The organism is Pseudomonas borbori (assembly GCF_900115555.1).
Lineage (GTDB): Bacteria > Pseudomonadota > Gammaproteobacteria > Pseudomonadales > Pseudomonadaceae > Aquipseudomonas > Aquipseudomonas borbori.
Window position 1 is genome coordinate 213,639 of the sequence record NZ_FOWX01000002.1, and the last position, 14,499, is coordinate 228,137.

Here is a 14,499-nt window from a genome sequence, read left to right on the forward strand (position 1 = left end):
CTAAAGCGTGCGGATTACTCCAACACCTCGACCGCCATGCCGAGCTTCAGCTCGCCGCCGCCCTGATTGATCAGGTTCTGACCGAAGTACAGTTCGCCATCACGGGCGCGGTAGGTCTTCAGCGTAGCCAGCGGTTCACGGTCGGCGCTGCGCTCGCCGGTCAGCGGGTCAATGGTTGTGAGGATGCAACGGGTGCAGCCCTTGGCCACGCGAAATTCGACGTCGCCGATGCGAATCCGCCGCCAGCTATCTTCGGCATAGGCGGCCCCGCCCTCGACCACCAGATTCGGCCGGAAACGCAGCATTTCCAGTGGCCGACCGACCCGCGCCGACAAATCATCCAGCGAAGCCTGACCGATCAACAGCAGGGGAAAACCGTCGGCGAAGCCGACTTTCTGTTCCGCGCTGAGATTGCCTGCGATATAACGCGCCCGCTCGGCGGGCACATGCACCAGGCGGCAGGGCTTGCCGATAAAGCGGCTCAACCACTCGGCCGCTTCATCGCCGGCGTCCGGGACATAGAGGCTGTCGCTCCAGATAAACACCCCGCGCAACATGGCATCGGGGTCCGGCAAGGGGACGTCGAGCGCTGGAAAACCGGGCGCACTCAGGGTCAGGCCACCCGTGGCAGTGTGCCGCGCCAGCAATTGGCTCATATGCGGCAAGGCCCGCTGGGTAAGAAAGCGCCCGTTCTGTGCATCGACTACCATCCAGCGACGGTCACCGACCACACCCAGGGCATCCAGCTGAATGTCAGTCAGCGGTTCGGCGATGGCGGACTTCAGTGGATAACGGTACAACCCGGAGAGACGTAACATGAGCCAGCTTCCCGTTTGGCAAAAAGCCCTTATACGAGTAACCCGGCGTACTCACAAGCCCGCGCTGGTTTTCGCCCTGGCGATCCTGCTGAGTGCCTGCAGCGGCAACCCACCTGGAAATCTGGGGGTGATCGACGGGCGTCTGGCACCCTGCCCGCAGTCGCCCAACTGCGTCAGCAGCCAGGCCAGTGATGAGGCGCAGCGGATCGAGCCGCTGCCGCTCAAGGGCAGTCCGAGCCAGACCCAGGCACTGTTGGCCAGACTATTGGCCGACGAACCGCGGGCACGCCTGATCGAGCAGGACGCGAATTACCTGCGCGCCGAATTCAGCAGCCGGGTGCTGCGCTTCGTCGATGATGTGGAGTTCCTGATCGGCGAACAGGCCGTCGATGTGCGCTCGGCCTCACGCCTGGGCTACTCGGATCTGGGGGTCAACCGCAAGCGCATCGAGCACCTGCGCCAACGCCTCGGCGAGTAGCAGTAGCGGCTGCCTGGCCGCAATCGGCGCAACGCAAAAAATGGCGGGCTGTCGCGGCGCTCCGAACGGATCACCGCTCGCCCTTACTCGCTCGGCTCATCCCGCATCAGGCGCTCGCGGATCACGTCGACCAGCTTGTCCGGCTGGAACTTGGAGAGGAAGTTGTCGCAACCGACCTTTTTCACCATGGCTTCGTTGAAGCTGCCGGACAGCGAGGTATGCAGCACCACGTAGAGATCCTTCAGGCGCGGATCCTGACGGATCTCGGTGGTCAGGCGGTAGCCGTCCATCTCCGGCATTTCCGCATCGGTGAACACCATCAACAACTTGTCGGTCAGCACCGCGCCGGCATCGGCCCATTTCTTCAGCATCTGCAGGCCTTTCAGGCCATCGGTGGCCACATGCATCTTCAGGCCCAGCTGCGACAGGGTATCGCGCAGCTGCGCCAGGGCCACACTGGAGTCGTCCACCAGCAGCACCTCACGCCCGCGCGCCCGCTCCAGCACGGGATCGGCCAGGCGGTCACCGGAAATTTTGGCGTTGTAGGGCACGATCTCGGCCAACACCTTTTCCACGTCGATGATCTCCACCAACTGCTCTTCGACCTTGGTGATCGCCGTCAGGTAATGCTGACGCCCGGCGCCACCCGGTGGTGGCAGGATGGATTCCCAGTTGAGGTTGAGAATGCGATCGACGCCGCCCACCAGGAAAGCCTGCACCGAGCGGTTGTACTCGGTGACGATGATGGTGCTGCGCTCATCCGGCACTATCGGGCGCATGCCGATGGCTTGCGACAGATCGATGACCGGCAGGGTCTGGCCGCGCAGACTGACCACCCCGCAGACGAAGCGATGGCGGTGCGGCATCAGCGTCAGCTTGGGCATCTGCAGGACTTCCTGCACCTTGAACACGTTGATCGCGAACAACTGCCGCCCAGCCAGGCGAAACATCAGGATTTCCAGGCGATTCTCGCCCACCAGTTGGGTGCGTTGATCCACCGAGTCGAGAATGCCAGCCATTGCGCGCTCCAAATTGTTTATCGAATCCAGTTACAGCAAGGGTATCGGCCAGGAGCGACAGCGCTGAAGCCGACCAGGCGCCATCTTGCACGAGCCGGCGCACCGGTGCCAGCCAAGTGCCATCGCCGTCACTCGCGCAGTAGCGGCGAATCCGTCGGCAAATGCACCCGCAACGCATTGCGCCGCGCGGAAAACCGCAGTTGCCGACTTTCCAGCGGTTCGCCATCCAGATTCACATCCAGACCTTCCGGCGCCTCGATCTCCACCCAGGGCAAGCGCGCGCTGAGTGCAACGCTTTGCAAGCCATTGATCCCGCCGGACAACAAGGTACCCAGGGTGCCGACCACATCCTCCGCGGCAGGGACGATGCAGACATCCAGCAAGCCGTCATTCACCCGTGCCTGCGGACACAGCAGATGTCCGCCGCCAGCCTGGCGCCCATTACCGATGCCCATGGCAATGAACTCGCCCTCCCAGAGGAAATCCGGCCCGCTGAAGCGGCCAAAGGCCGAGCGTACCTCGGCAAAGCGGGTCAGGCCGGTGAGAAAATAGGCCGCGCCGCCAAGCAGGCGCTTGAGGTCTTCGGAGGTGTTGGCGGTGACATTGGAACCGAAGCCGCCCGTGGCCATATTGAGGAAAAGCTGACCATCGACCTCACCCAGATCGATCGGCTGCGCCGGCGCATCGAGCAACGCCAGAGCCTCGAGCGGAGTCAGTGGCAGCCCTGCGGCATTGGCGAAGTCGTTGGCGGTACCGAGCGGCAGCAGCACCAGGCTGGCTCCGGTTTGCGCCAGCGCCATCGCTTCGGCCACCTCACGCAACAGGCCGTCGCCACCCCCGGCGATCAGGATCGGATAGCCGGCCTGCAGGGCCTCGCCGACCAGCCGACGGGCGTCACCCGCCTCCCAGGTGACCCGCACATCGAGCTGCCAGCCATCCTCACGGCGCGTCTGCACCGCGGAGCGCACCTCCTGGTTGCCGGCTTGCTTGCCGTGCAGGATCAATAATGCCTTGCGTTCGCTCATAGCCAGCGCCTTGGAAGCCAATCGGGTCGAAACGGTATGGACAACGAAACGTCCGCAAAGGTGCGCCAGCGCTCAAACGCAAAATAGCGCCCGCCTGGCGCAGCACGCATCACTCGCCGGCAGGCAGATCGACCGCGTCCTCGCCTTGCGGCGGCTGCCTGCGGGGCAGCCAGACGGTGAAAGCAGCGCCTTGGCCCAGTTCGCTCTCGACTTCCAGGCGGCCATGGTGCTTGGTCACGATACTGTAAGACACCGACAGGCCGAGGCCGGTGCCCTGCCCGACCGGCTTGGTGGTGAAGAAGGGGTCGAACAAGCGGGTCAGATTCTCCGGGGCAATGCCGCTGCCACTGTCGCGCACCCGCACGAACACCCAGTCATCCTCGGCGCCGGTTTCCAGCCAGATAGTGCCTTGCCCCTCGATGGCATGGGCGGCATTGATGATCAGGTTCATGAACACCTGGTTGAGCTGCGAGCCGAGACACTGCACCGGCGGCAACTCACCATAGCTCTTGACCACCTCGGCCTTGAACTTGATCTCGTTCCAGATCACGTTGAGCGTGCTGTCGAGGCCCTTGTGCAAATCGGCCTCCTGCCAGTCGCCCGAGTCGATATGGGAGAAGTCGCGCAGATCCTGGACGATCTGCTTGACTCGCTCCAGGCCCTGGCGTGACTCACGCACCAGGTCGGCCATGTCGCTGCGCAGGAAATCGTAGTCCAGCGCCTGATTGGCCTGCTCCAGTTGTGCGCGCAAGGCCGCATCCTGATGTTCGGCGGCCAGCGCCTGGTAGCTCTCGATCAGGCGGAACAGGTCACCGACATAACGCTCCAGACTGCTGAAGTTGGAATAGACGTAACCCACCGGGTTATTGATCTCGTGGGCAACGCCTGCGGCCAGCTGGCCGATCGCCGCCATTTTCTCCGACTGCAGCAGTTGCGCCTGGGTGTCTTCGAGCTTGCGAATCAGACGTGCCTGCTCGCTCTGTTCGGCACGCAGCAGTTGATTGAGCTGCTCCAGTTGCAGGTGCTGGGCCGCGGTTTCGGTGGCATCGGAGATGGTCAGGCAAACATATTTGACGGTGCCTGCGGCCTCCATCATCGGCGAGAAGGTGCAATTCTGGTACATCATGTCGGTCGAGCCGGTGATCGGCCGGCTGCCGGAGAAACTGAACAGGTGCGGGCGTTGCTGCCAGGAAGTGAACGCCAGATTGTGCAAGGCGAACACCCCGTCGACTTTCTTCTGCACCCACAGCCGCGGCAATTCCGGAAACAGCTCGAACAGCGACCGCCCCCTGACCTCGTCGCAATCCTTGCCGCTGTGGATCGCCATGAAATCGTTCCAGAACGCTACCCGGTACTGGCTATCGAGCAACAAGACGCCGAGATTGATGCTCTGCAGCACCGCCACCAACTCCGCAGGCAATACCTCTCCTGGTGCAAACGTCATCTCGTATCCTTATTCCGATGATCTGAGCTAGATATCGTTCAGCAACTGATCGATCACCTCGATAACGGTGGCCACCGTGTCTTCGGTGATGCATACCAGCAGGTCGCAATAGAAACTGTGGGTCGCGACTTCGAAGTGGATCTCCAGCACCAGCGCCTGGTGGCCACGCAACTCCTCGGCACCGAGTACCTCCTGCAGCGAACGCCCGCGCGACAGCAGCGAGGGCGAACCGTAACTCACCTTGATATCGACCTGCTGCGCCAGACTATTGATACAGGCCCCGGTGAGGATATTGGTGACGTCCAGCATCAGCTCATCCTGAATGCTGTGTTTTTCCACGCCTTCATAGCCCATCAGGTCGGCCAACTGATCGGCGCCATTGTCACCAAAGCAGACCATCACCTCGCCGCGCAGGCGGCCGAGAAAGGACTGGCGGGTGATGATGGCCGGTTGGCTGGCGATCATCAGTTGGCTCAACAGACTGGTATTGGTCACGTCGACGGCATGGATGCGCGGCACTGACAGAGTGACGAAGGTTTCGGTCAAGCGGGCCAGGCGGTCAGCGCCCTGGCCCATGGCCACGTTCATCAGTTCCTGCAGGGCATCGCGCTGTTCTTCACTCAGGTTCGCCAGTTGGCTGCTCATCTAGATCAGCCCTACTTCATACAGCGCCGCCTGCATGGCCTCGGGGGTAATGGGTTTCTTGACGAAGGCCGCCGCCCCCAGATCGCGCACGCGCTGCTGGGCTTGCGGCTGGATATCGGCACTGATGACGATGACCACGGCATTGGCATCTTCGCGTTTGAGTTGCTCCAGGGTACGGAAGCCGTCCATCACCGGCATGGTCAGATCGAGAAAGATCACCTCGGCATGGCCGGCATGGTAAGCCGCCAAAGCTTCCTCACCGTTAGTGGCCTGGGTCACGACCGCCTGCAACTCCGCCGGCAGGGCTTTGAGCACCAGTTTTCGCGACATGGCCGAATCATCGACTATCAGTATTTTCAAACGAACGGTCCTCTGCTTCCTGTAATTCTTGTACGCATGACAGCCAGTTGCATGCAACCGAAGCGGCCTGGATACCCTATCACGGTTGCCAGTTCAACCTTAGCCGAGCCTCTGTCTTTTGCCATGCAGGAGCATCATGCGCACAGCGGGTCTACGCCGGATATCCGGTGATGGCCCGGATGCGCAGATACAGCGGCTTGAGCCGCCGGTACATGCCCAGGTAGACCTCGCGATACAGCTGCTGGTAGATGCGCTGCGCCGCCGGATCGGGCTGGAATACCCGGCCGACCCGGGTCATGGCCGCGACGGCACTGGGAAAATCCGGGTGCAGGCCGAGGCCCACCGCACAATCGATGGCCGCTCCCAGGCCGGAGGTTTCGTAGACATGCGGGCGCTCGGCCGGCAGGCCGAAGATATCGGCGGTCAGCTGCATGGCCGCATCGCTCTGCGAGCCACCACCGGAGACGCGCAGGCGGGTGATTTTCGTCCCCGAGCGCTTCTCGATCCGCTCCTTGCCCTGGCGCAGGGCATAGGCCAGGCCTTCGAGAATGGCGCGGTAGATATGCGCGCGGGTATGCACATCGCCGAAGCCGATGATCGAGCCCTTGGCCTCCAGCCCAGGCTCGCGTACGCCCGGCGACCAGTAGGGTTGCAGCATCAGGCCCATGGAGCCGGCCGGCACGGCGTTGACCAGTTCGTCGAACAGCGCCTCGGGCTCGACGCCAAGCTCCCTGGCCCGTTGCATTTCGCGCTGACCGAACTGCTGCTTGAACCAGCTGACCATCCAGAAGCCACGATAGATCATCACCTCGGTGTTGAAGTGCGCGGGCAGCGCCGCCGGGTAGGGCGGGATCAAGCGGATGGTTTCCAGGTAGCTGCGCCGCGTGGTGTTGATGGTCGCGGTGGTGCCGTAGGACAGGCAGGCGATATGCGGCTCCAGCGCACCCGCGCCGAGCACTTCGCAGGCCTTGTCGGCACCGGCGGCGATCAACGGCAAGCCCTCGGGAATACCGGTATGGCGGCTGGCCGCGGCGCTGATGTTGCCGAGCCGCTCGCCCGGCTTGCGCAGTTCCGGCAACTGCTCGCGGCGCAGCGCTATGGCCTGCCACTTCCAGTCACGCGGCGCGGCCCATTGCAGGCGCTTGTAGTCGAACGGCAGGTAGCCGACGCAGCAGGCCAACGAATCGACGAAGCGCCCGCACAGGCGATGGCTGAGAAACCCGGAGAGCAGCAGGACTTTATCGGTTTGCGCGCAGATCTCCGGCTGGTTCTGCGCGACCCAGTTGACCTCGGCCTGGGCGCGAAAATGATCGACCGCCGCTTGCGCGCCGAGCAGCTTGAACAACCAGCCCCAGGGTCCCTTGATCCTGCCGCGGACCTCGGCACGGCGCTGATCGAGCCAGAGGATCGCCGGGCGCAGCGGCTGGCCCAGCGCATCGACATGGATCAGGGTGCCGCGCTGGGTGGTCAGCGCCACGCCCTTGATCAGGCGGCGGTCGATATCCACCGCCGCCCACAACCGCTGGCAGGCCTCGCCGAGGCTGGCCCAGTAATACTCCGGGTCCTGCTCGGCCCAGCCGGGCTGGGTGGAGTAATAGGCCTCGAGCTCCACCTTGCCCTTGCCAAGCAGGTTGCCCTGCAGGTCGAACAACAGCGCGCGTACGCTCTGGGTGCCGTTATCGATGGCCAGCAGGTAGCTTTTTTCGCTCAAGGCACAGTCCTTACCGTTAGTCGAACTCGCGTCGGGTGCGCGGGGCCGCCGAGGCCGTGCGCACCGACAGTCAGATGGTGTGCGCGGCGCACCCTACTTGGCTGGCGGGCTGTAACAGCATCGCCAGAGTTCAAGGTAATCCCGCTCTTCGCTGTCCCAGCGCCCGTCGTCCCAGCCCAGGCGAGCCTGGCACAGCGCACGAATCTGCGGCAACTCGGCCTTTGCGCCTTCAGCCAGGAGCAAACCGAGGCGGGTGCGGCGCAGCAGCAGATCGTCCAGGTGCAGCACCAGCTCGTTCTGAGCCGCCCAGGCCAGCTCCACCCACAGCGTATCGCTGCCGGCCACCCGCTCGCTGCCCACCTCATCGAGCAACGCCAGCAAGCCAGGCAGCTCGCGGCCATGCCGGCCGGCCAGACGCCGCTGCTGGGCGGGGCTGAGGGTGGGCATCGGCGGGAGCACGCCGGGGCGAAAAATCTCACCGCCCTGGTCGTCCAGCGTCTGTCCGAGCATCTCGGCGCAGGCCCGCAGCACCTCCAGGGCCAGCAGACGGAAGGTGGTCAGCTTGCCACCGGCCAGGGTCACGCAACCGGGCTCGCTCCACAGCGCATGCTCACGCGTCTCGTCCGAGGGTTTGCGCCCGGCTGCGCCATCTCTGACCACCGGCCGTACCCCGGCCCAGGTCGACAACAGGTCGCGGGCCGTGATCGCCGCAGCGGGAAATTGCTGGGCGCAGGCCGCCAGCAGGTAATCCACTTCCTCTACGCTAATTCGTGCCTCCCGATCCAGCGGCTCTGAATGATCGAGATCGGTGGTACCGACCACGGTCGCGCCTTCCCAGGGGAAGACGAACACCGGCCTTCCATCCTGCTCGTGCATGAAGCTGAAGGCATGGGCCACCGGCAGGCGCCAGGCCGGCAGCAGCAGATGACTGCCGCGCAGCGGACGGATATGCTCGCTGGATGTCGCCCGCAACCGGTCCGTCCAGGCGCCGGTGGCCTGGGCCACGACCCGGCTGCGAAAATTGAAGCGCCGGCCGCTTTCGCGATCCTCGCCGAGCAGGCCGACCACCCGGCCGTTGTCGCGCAGCAACTCGAGCACCTTGACCCCGTTGAGCGCCTCGCCACCGTCGCCACGGGCCTCGCCCAGCACGCGCATGACCAGGCGGGCGTCATCGGTCAGCGCATCGAAGAAGCGCGTGCCGCCGAACAGGCCGTCTTGTTTGAGGCCGGGGGCGAGATAACACAACTGCTGCAGCGGGTAGTACAGATGGTTGCGCTTGCCGGCCAGGGCGTCGTACAGCGCCAACAGCCCGCCGAACACTTTCGGCCCGGGAAACTGCCCCCGGTAATGCGCCATCATGAAGCTCAGCGGATCGACCAGGCCGGGAGCCTCCTGCAGCAGGCGCTGACGCTCGCGCACCGAGTCACGGGTCAGCTTGAGCTGGCCCTTGGCGATATAGCGCAGGCCGCCGTGGACCATCTTCGACGAGCGACTGGAGGTGCCCCAGGCGAAATCGCGCTGTTCCAGCAGCAGGCAGGTCCAGCCGCGCCGCGCCGCCTCGCGCAGAATACCGGCGCCGCTGATGCCGCCACCGATGACGATCAAGTCCCAGTCGCGCGCGGCCAGCTCGGCCAGCGCACCCTCGCGCCAGGCGGCGTTCCAGGCGGGCATGCTCATTGCTCGAGCAACACGCCTGGAGCCAGGCGCTGCTCCGGGTCGAAGTGGGCGGACAAGGCCTTGAGCGCCGCCATGCCCAGCTCGCCCTTTTCCACGGCCAGATAAGGCGCGTGGTCGCGGCCGACGCCATGCTGATGACTGATGGTGCCGCCGTTGGCGACGATGGTCTGGCTGGCGGCGTGCTTGAGCCTTTGCCAGCGCGCCAGGGCCTGCTCGTAGCTGTTGCCGGGGCGGAACACATAGGTGGTGTAGATGCTCGATCCCTCACCGTAGACATGGGACAGGTGGGTGAACACATGCACCCGCTCGCCCTCCTCACCCAGGCCGTCGCGCAGGCTGACCTCGACCTTGTTCAGCAGGCTGTCGACATTGCTCCAGTCGGTGGCGGTTTCCAGGGTGTCCACCGCGTAGCCGGCACTCCACAGGCCATGGCGCAGGTAGGGGAAGCGAAAGCGGTTCTCCACCCACTTCTTGCCCAGCAGGGTGCCGCTGAACACGCCGCCAAAGCCTTTCAACAAAGCCTTGGCCTGCTTCAGCGAAGCGCCATTCTGCGTGCGGCTGCCGGTGACGCCGAAGGTCAGCATGCACTTGCCCTCGCGGGCGCCACGCAGGGCCAGGTATTTCTCCAGCCAGGCGATCTGTTGCGGATGACCAGCCAGAGCCAGCTGGGTACGGGTTTCGCCAGCATTGGACAGGCGCAGCATCGACAGCGGCACGCGCGCCTGGGCCAGGCGGCGAATGCCCGCCAATGCCTGCTGCCAATCGGGCATGAATACCGCGTAGAAATTTTCCTGTTCGGCCAGGCGGCTGATGCGTACCTTGACCTCGGAGATGATGCCGAAGCGCCCTTCCGAGCCCAGCAGCAGCTCACGCAGGTCGGGACCGGCAGCGGAAGCTGGAAAGCTCGGAATCTCCAGGGTGCCGGCGAAGGTCTCGACCTTGCCGCCGGCAAACAACTGCTCGATGCGCCCGTAACGCAGCGACTGCTGACCACTGGAACGACTGGCGACCCAGCCGCCAAGGGTCGACAGCTCCCAGGACTGCGGGTAATGGCCGAGGGTGTAACCACGGGCGCGCAACTGGCTTTCCACCTGCGGGCCATTGGCGCCGGGACCGAAGGTGGCGATCAGGCTGTCGTCGTCGATCTCGATCAGCTTGCCCATGCGCTCCAGCGACAAGGTCAGCACCGGCTTGTCACTGGCTTGCGGATTGATATGCCCGGCCACCGAGGTGCCGCCGCCATAGGCAATCACGATCAGATCCTGCTGGCTGGCCCAGGCCAGCAACTGGCGAATCTGCGCGGCACTTTCCGGGAAGGCGACCCCGTCGGGAAACACGCCGAACTCGCCGGAGCGCATCGCCAACCAGTCCGCCAGGCTCTGGCCGCGGGCATGCCGCAGCCGCGCCTCGGCGTCCAGGCTGACCAGCGGGTGGGCCGATAGACGCGAAGCCGGCACCTTGGCCAGCACCTGCTCCAGACTGGCATCGGCCAGCGCCTGACCGGGGCCGATCAGCTCGGCAAGAAAGGCCTCGCCATGGCTCGGCAATTCCACCACTGTTGTCTCATCGCCCCAGCCGTTCCAACGTCGCATCAGCCTCTCCCCTGGATATTTCGGTCGCCATCATTGACTGCCTATACTAGCCAGCCGCCGCCCGGCGTCACTGTCGGATCGGGACAGGCACTGTCGCCAATCGAGCCATTGCGAATAAGGAGTCTATGCACAATCTCGGCTATACCTCGGTTCCTGCCCTGCTCAAGTACCTGCGCCACGCCGAACAGCTGGGTCTGGATATCGATCAGGCGCTGGCGGCGGCGGGCGTGGCGGCCGACGAGCTTGCGGACAACGGCAAGCGCCTTCCCGGCGCGACCCACCAACGCCTGCTCCAGCACCTGATCGAGGCCTCCGGCGATCCGCTGTTCGGCCTGCATTGCGCGCGCTTCGTGCAGCCCGGCTCCTGGAGCGTGCTCGGTTATATCGCCATGAATTGCGCCACCCTGGGCGAGGCCATGAGCCGGATCGTGCCCTATGAAAAACTGGTGGGCGACATGGGCGTCAGCCGGATCGAGGCGAGCGCCGATCCGGTCAAGCTGATCTGGAGCTGCCGTCATGAGACCGCGCTGGTCCGCCGGCACATGGTCGAGGACGTGCTGGCGTCCTGGCTGCTCTATGCGCGCTGGATCGCCGACATGCAGCGCTCGCCGCAGGAAGTCTGGTTCGAGCATGCCCTGCCTGTGGGCGTGGACAGCGCCGAGTACGGCACGGTGTTCGGTTGCCCGGTGCGCTTCGAGCAAGCCTGCAACGCCCTGATCGTGCCGCAGGCATACCTCGGCATGCCGCTACGCCAGGCCGACGCCAACCTGCTGCGCACCCTGGAAGAACATGCCCTGGCCCTGATGGCCGGCCTGGATGACGACCAAGCGTTGCCGCAGCGGGTCAAGAACGCCTTGCGCCTGCTGCTCAAGGACGGCCTGCCGCGCAAGGAACGCGTGGCGGAGAAATTCAACATGACGCTGCGCACCCTGCAGCGTCACCTGCAGCAGGCCGACACCAGCTACCAGCAAATTCTCGATCAGCTGCGCCAGGAACTGGCCAAGCACTACCTGCTGCGCAGCGACCTGGCGATCCAGGACATCGCCAGCTACCTGGGCTTCACCGAGGCGCGCTCCTTCCACCGCAGTTTCAAGAGCTGGACCGGGCAGACCCCGGGGCAGTTTCGCGAGAACCAGCGCCAAGTGCAGAACCCGTAGGATGGGTCGGGCCGCGTAGGTTGAGCTTGCGATAACCATGCTGTTGATTTAACGACGCCAGGCAATGATGGGTATCGCTGCGCTCAACCCACGCGGCCCGACCTACGCGGCCCGCCCCATCCTACATAGCCACCTACCCGAGGATCTCGCTCAGCGGGATAAAGCGCAGGCTGTCGCCCTCGGCCAGGGTCGTGCCTTCCAGTACCTCGGCCAGCCCCTCGGCCCAGGCGGCGCTGCGCAATACGCCGGAACTCTGGTTGGGGTGGAGCACCACCCGCCCATTCTGCAGACGCGCGCGCAGGTACTCGCGGCGCTTGCCCGGCTTGTTCCAGGTGAAACCGGCCGGCAGCGCAAACCCCAGCGGCTCGACCCGCTGTACTCCCATGCGGCGCAGCAGATAGGGCCGCGCCAACAGACCGAAGGTCACCAGGGTCGAGGCCGGATTGCCCGGCAGGCCGATCACCGGCACGCCACGGAACTGCCCGCAGGTCAGCGGCTTGCCCGGCTTGATCGCCAGCTTCCAGAGGGCCAGCTCGCCCTCTTCGCGTAGCGCCACACCGAGAAAATCCGCCTCGCCCACCGATACCCCGCCGGTGGACAGGATCAGGTCGACATCGCTCAGGGCCGCCAAGGCCGCGCGGGTCAGCTGCAGATCGTCGGCGAGGATGCCGCCATCCACCACCGCGCAGCCGAGGCGCCGCAGCCAGGCGATCAGCAGGCGGCGATTGCTGTTGTAGATCTGCCCCGGCCCCAGCGGCAGGCCCGGCTCGACCAGTTCGTCGCCGGTGGACAGCACCGCCACCCGCAGACGCCGGCGTACGCTCAGCTCGGCGATCCCCAACGAGGCCGCCAGGCCCAGTTCGATCGGGCCCAGGCGCGTTCCCGCCGGCAACAGGTGGTCGCCGACCCGGGTTTCCTGGCCCTGCTGGCGGACGTTCTGGCCGAGTCGCAGCGGCTCGCTGAAACGCACCCGGCCATCGGCCTCGACCACGACGTTTTCCTGCATTTCCACCGTATCGGCACCCGCCGGCAGCGGCGCACCGGTAAAGATCCGCGCGCAGCTGCCAGGTTGCAGCGGCGGCGGCGCACTGCCGGCCTGAATGCGCTGACTGACCGTCAGCGGCTCACCGGCCCAGTCGGCCAGGCACAGGGCGTAACCGTCCATCGCGCTATTGGCCCAGGGCGGCAAGTCCAGCCCGGCAATCAGCGGCTCGGCCAGCACCCGGCCGTCGGCGTCGGCCAGGCCGACCCGCTGGTTGTCGCCGATCGGCGCCGCCTCGGCCAGCGTCAGCAAGCGCTGCAGCGCCGCCTCGACCGGCAGCAGGCCGGATTGTTCGCCGCCGTTCATCCGCGGCTCTCGCAGGCAGCCATCTGTTTCAAGTGAGCAACGAAGTTGCAGGGGCCATGACGGGCATCCAGTTGCTCGGCGAGAATACCGTCCCAGGCGGTGCGACAGGCGTTGGTCGAACCCGGCAGACAGCACACCAGGGTGCCGTTGGCCATGCCGGCCAGGGCACGGGACTGAATGGTCGAGGTGCCGATATCGACTGCGGAAATCTGCCGGAACAGCTCGCCGAAACCGTCCACCTGCTTGTCCAGCAGGCAGGTTACGGCTTCCGGGGTACTGTCGCGGCCGGTGAAGCCGGTACCGCCGGTGATCAGCACCACTTGCACGCTGTCGTCGGCGATCCAGCTCGCGACCTGGGCGCGGATCTTGTACAGGTCGTCCTTGAGCAACACCCGCGCCGCCAGGCCATGCCCGGCCGCCTGCAGACGGTCGACGAACAGCTGGCCGGAGGTGTCGGTTTCCTGGGTACGGGTATCGCTGACGGTCAGCACGGCGATATTCAAGGGCACGAATTGCGCCTCGGCCTTGTGGTTCATGGCAGGCTTCCAGTTGTCTGTGGGGAAGCGCAATGTTATATCACAGGCCCACCTTTGGAGGCTCTACCATGCTCGCCCCCCCTGCACTGCCTAGCTGTTCCATCCTGTTGTTGTGCGGTGGGCGCGGACAACGCATGGGTGGCCGTGACAAGGGCCTGATCGAGTGGCAAGGCCGCCCGCTGATCGCCTGGTTGCATGACCTGGTACGACCGCTCAGCGATGATCTGATCATCTCCTGCAACCGCAACAGCGAACGCTACGAGGCCTTTGCCGACCGCCTGATCAGCGATGGGGACGAGCACTTCCGCGGCCCGCTGGCCGGCATCCGCGCCGGTCTGCAGGCGGCCCGTCACGACTATTTGCTGGTGCTGCCGTGCGATACGCCCCTGCTCGACCGCGCCTTGCTCGAGGCGCTACTGGGCGAGGCCGGCAGCCGACCGGTCATGGTGCGTCAGGGCGACTTCTGGGAACCCCTGTTCAGCCTGATCCCCAAAGCTCTGGCCAGTACACTCGAAGAGGCGTGGCAGGCCGGGGAACGCAGCCCGCAACGCTGGCTATGCCGGCACGATCCCGTTGCAGTCGTTTGCCCGCCCAACGATCCGCGCCTGGCCAACCTCAATACCCCTGAACTGCTCGCGCAGAACAGCGAATGATTCGCCCGCCACTGAACTTGGCCGCCCATTATCCGT

14 protein-coding genes are annotated in these 14,499 nt (G+C 65.1%); 3 read left to right on the plus strand and 11 right to left on the minus strand.

All coding sequences use genetic code 11. From position 1 onward, the window contains the following. Positions 1-14 precede the first annotated feature (14 nt). Positions 15-818, minus strand: a complete 804-nt coding sequence (locus BM315_RS02335; protein WP_090497400.1) for an MOSC domain-containing protein — start codon at positions 816-818, stop codon at positions 15-17. Here BM315_RS02335 and BM315_RS02340 point away from each other — a divergent pair. Then, positions 817-1,296: a DUF1499 domain-containing protein gene (locus BM315_RS02340; protein WP_090497402.1), complete on the plus strand. Its 480-nt coding sequence runs from the start codon at positions 817-819 to the stop codon at positions 1,294-1,296. The two genes, BM315_RS02335 and BM315_RS02340, sit on opposite strands and share 2 nt — an antisense overlap. A gap of 83 nt (positions 1,297-1,379) precedes the next feature. On the opposite strand, the gene BM315_RS02345 is transcribed toward BM315_RS02340, so the two are convergent. The 8 genes from BM315_RS02345 to BM315_RS02380 form a co-directional block, all read right to left on the minus strand. Continuing rightward, positions 1,380-2,315 carry a chemotaxis protein CheV gene (locus tag BM315_RS02345; protein ID WP_090497404.1) on the minus strand — a complete coding sequence of 312 codons (936 nt, stop codon included), beginning with the start codon at positions 2,313-2,315 and terminating at the stop codon, positions 1,380-1,382. A 128-nt stretch (positions 2,316-2,443) separates the two neighbouring features. After that, a complete protein-coding gene (gene yegS / locus BM315_RS02350) occupies positions 2,444-3,340 on the minus strand; it encodes a lipid kinase YegS (RefSeq protein ID WP_090497405.1) in 897 nt (298 codons plus the stop codon). Positions 3,341-3,449: 109 nt separating this feature from the next. Then, positions 3,450-4,784, minus strand: a complete 1,335-nt coding sequence (locus BM315_RS02355) for an ATP-binding protein (protein WP_090497407.1) — start codon at positions 4,782-4,784, stop codon at positions 3,450-3,452. A gap of 27 nt (positions 4,785-4,811) precedes the next feature. Next, the gene (locus tag BM315_RS02360; RefSeq protein WP_090497409.1) at positions 4,812-5,429 is read right to left on the minus strand and encodes a chemotaxis protein CheC; all 618 of its coding nucleotides are present in this window, start codon (positions 5,427-5,429) and stop codon (positions 4,812-4,814) included. Then, on the minus strand, positions 5,430-5,846 hold the full coding sequence (locus tag BM315_RS02365; protein ID WP_280140409.1) for a response regulator: 417 nt from the start codon (positions 5,844-5,846) through the stop codon (positions 5,430-5,432). A gap of 94 nt (positions 5,847-5,940) precedes the next feature. Further along, the gene (locus BM315_RS02370; protein WP_090497413.1) at positions 5,941-7,500 is read right to left on the minus strand and encodes an FGGY-family carbohydrate kinase; all 1,560 of its coding nucleotides are present in this window, start codon (positions 7,498-7,500) and stop codon (positions 5,941-5,943) included. Positions 7,501-7,593: 93 nt separating this feature from the next. Further along, a complete protein-coding gene (locus BM315_RS02375) occupies positions 7,594-9,171 on the minus strand; it encodes a glycerol-3-phosphate dehydrogenase/oxidase (RefSeq protein WP_170862142.1) in 1,578 nt (525 codons plus the stop codon). 2 nt (positions 9,172-9,173) lie between these two features. After that, positions 9,174-10,769, minus strand: a complete 1,596-nt coding sequence (locus tag BM315_RS02380) for an FAD-binding oxidoreductase (protein WP_090497416.1) — start codon at positions 10,767-10,769, stop codon at positions 9,174-9,176. Positions 10,770-10,894: 125 nt separating this feature from the next. On the opposite strand from BM315_RS02380, the gene gliR reads away from it, so the two are divergent. Then, positions 10,895-11,926 carry an AraC family transcriptional regulator GliR gene (gliR, locus tag BM315_RS02385; protein ID WP_090497418.1) on the plus strand — a complete coding sequence of 344 codons (1,032 nt, stop codon included), beginning with the start codon at positions 10,895-10,897 and terminating at the stop codon, positions 11,924-11,926. 133 nt (positions 11,927-12,059) lie between these two features. On the opposite strand, the gene BM315_RS02390 is transcribed toward gliR, so the two are convergent. Both BM315_RS02390 and moaB read right to left on the minus strand, forming a co-directional pair. After that, entirely contained in the window at positions 12,060-13,274 is a 1,215-nt protein-coding gene (locus BM315_RS02390; protein WP_090497420.1) for a molybdopterin molybdotransferase MoeA, read from the minus strand. Next, positions 13,271-13,810: a molybdenum cofactor biosynthesis protein B gene (gene moaB / locus BM315_RS02395; RefSeq protein WP_090497422.1), complete on the minus strand. Its 540-nt coding sequence runs from the start codon at positions 13,808-13,810 to the stop codon at positions 13,271-13,273. Before moaB ends, BM315_RS02390 begins: the two co-directional genes overlap by 4 nt. 68 nt (positions 13,811-13,878) lie before the next feature. Between moaB and mobA the strand changes: the two genes are divergently transcribed. Continuing rightward, positions 13,879-14,463, plus strand: a complete 585-nt coding sequence (gene mobA, locus BM315_RS02400; RefSeq protein ID WP_090497424.1) for a molybdenum cofactor guanylyltransferase MobA — start codon at positions 13,879-13,881, stop codon at positions 14,461-14,463. Positions 14,464-14,499 lie beyond the last annotated feature (36 nt).

Excerpts from the sequence above, each read along its gene's own strand:
- BM315_RS02345 (WP_090497404.1), bottom strand. The coding sequence starts at position 2,315 with ATGGCTGGCATTCTCGACTCGGTGGATCAACGCACCCAACTGGTGGGC.
- yegS (WP_090497405.1), bottom strand. The coding sequence starts at position 3,340 with ATGAGCGAACGCAAGGCATTATTGATCCTGCACGGCAAGCAAGCCGGC.
- moaB (WP_090497422.1), bottom strand. The coding sequence starts at position 13,810 with ATGAACCACAAGGCCGAGGCGCAATTCGTGCCCTTGAATATCGCCGTG.
- BM315_RS02380 (WP_090497416.1), bottom strand. The coding sequence starts at position 10,769 with ATGCGACGTTGGAACGGCTGGGGCGATGAGACAACAGTGGTGGAATTG.
- BM315_RS02340 (WP_090497402.1), top strand. The coding sequence starts at position 817 with ATGAGCCAGCTTCCCGTTTGGCAAAAAGCCCTTATACGAGTAACCCGG.
- BM315_RS02390 (WP_090497420.1), bottom strand. The coding sequence starts at position 13,274 with ATGAACGGCGGCGAACAATCCGGCCTGCTGCCGGTCGAGGCGGCGCTG.
- BM315_RS02360 (WP_090497409.1), bottom strand. The coding sequence starts at position 5,429 with ATGAGCAGCCAACTGGCGAACCTGAGTGAAGAACAGCGCGATGCCCTG.
- gliR (WP_090497418.1), top strand. The coding sequence starts at position 10,895 with ATGCACAATCTCGGCTATACCTCGGTTCCTGCCCTGCTCAAGTACCTG.
- BM315_RS02335 (WP_090497400.1), bottom strand. The coding sequence starts at position 818 with ATGTTACGTCTCTCCGGGTTGTACCGTTATCCACTGAAGTCCGCCATC.
- mobA (WP_090497424.1), top strand. The coding sequence starts at position 13,879 with ATGCTCGCCCCCCCTGCACTGCCTAGCTGTTCCATCCTGTTGTTGTGC.
- BM315_RS02375 (WP_170862142.1), bottom strand. The coding sequence starts at position 9,171 with ATGCCCGCCTGGAACGCCGCCTGGCGCGAGGGTGCGCTGGCCGAGCTG.
- BM315_RS02355 (WP_090497407.1), bottom strand. The coding sequence starts at position 4,784 with ATGACGTTTGCACCAGGAGAGGTATTGCCTGCGGAGTTGGTGGCGGTG.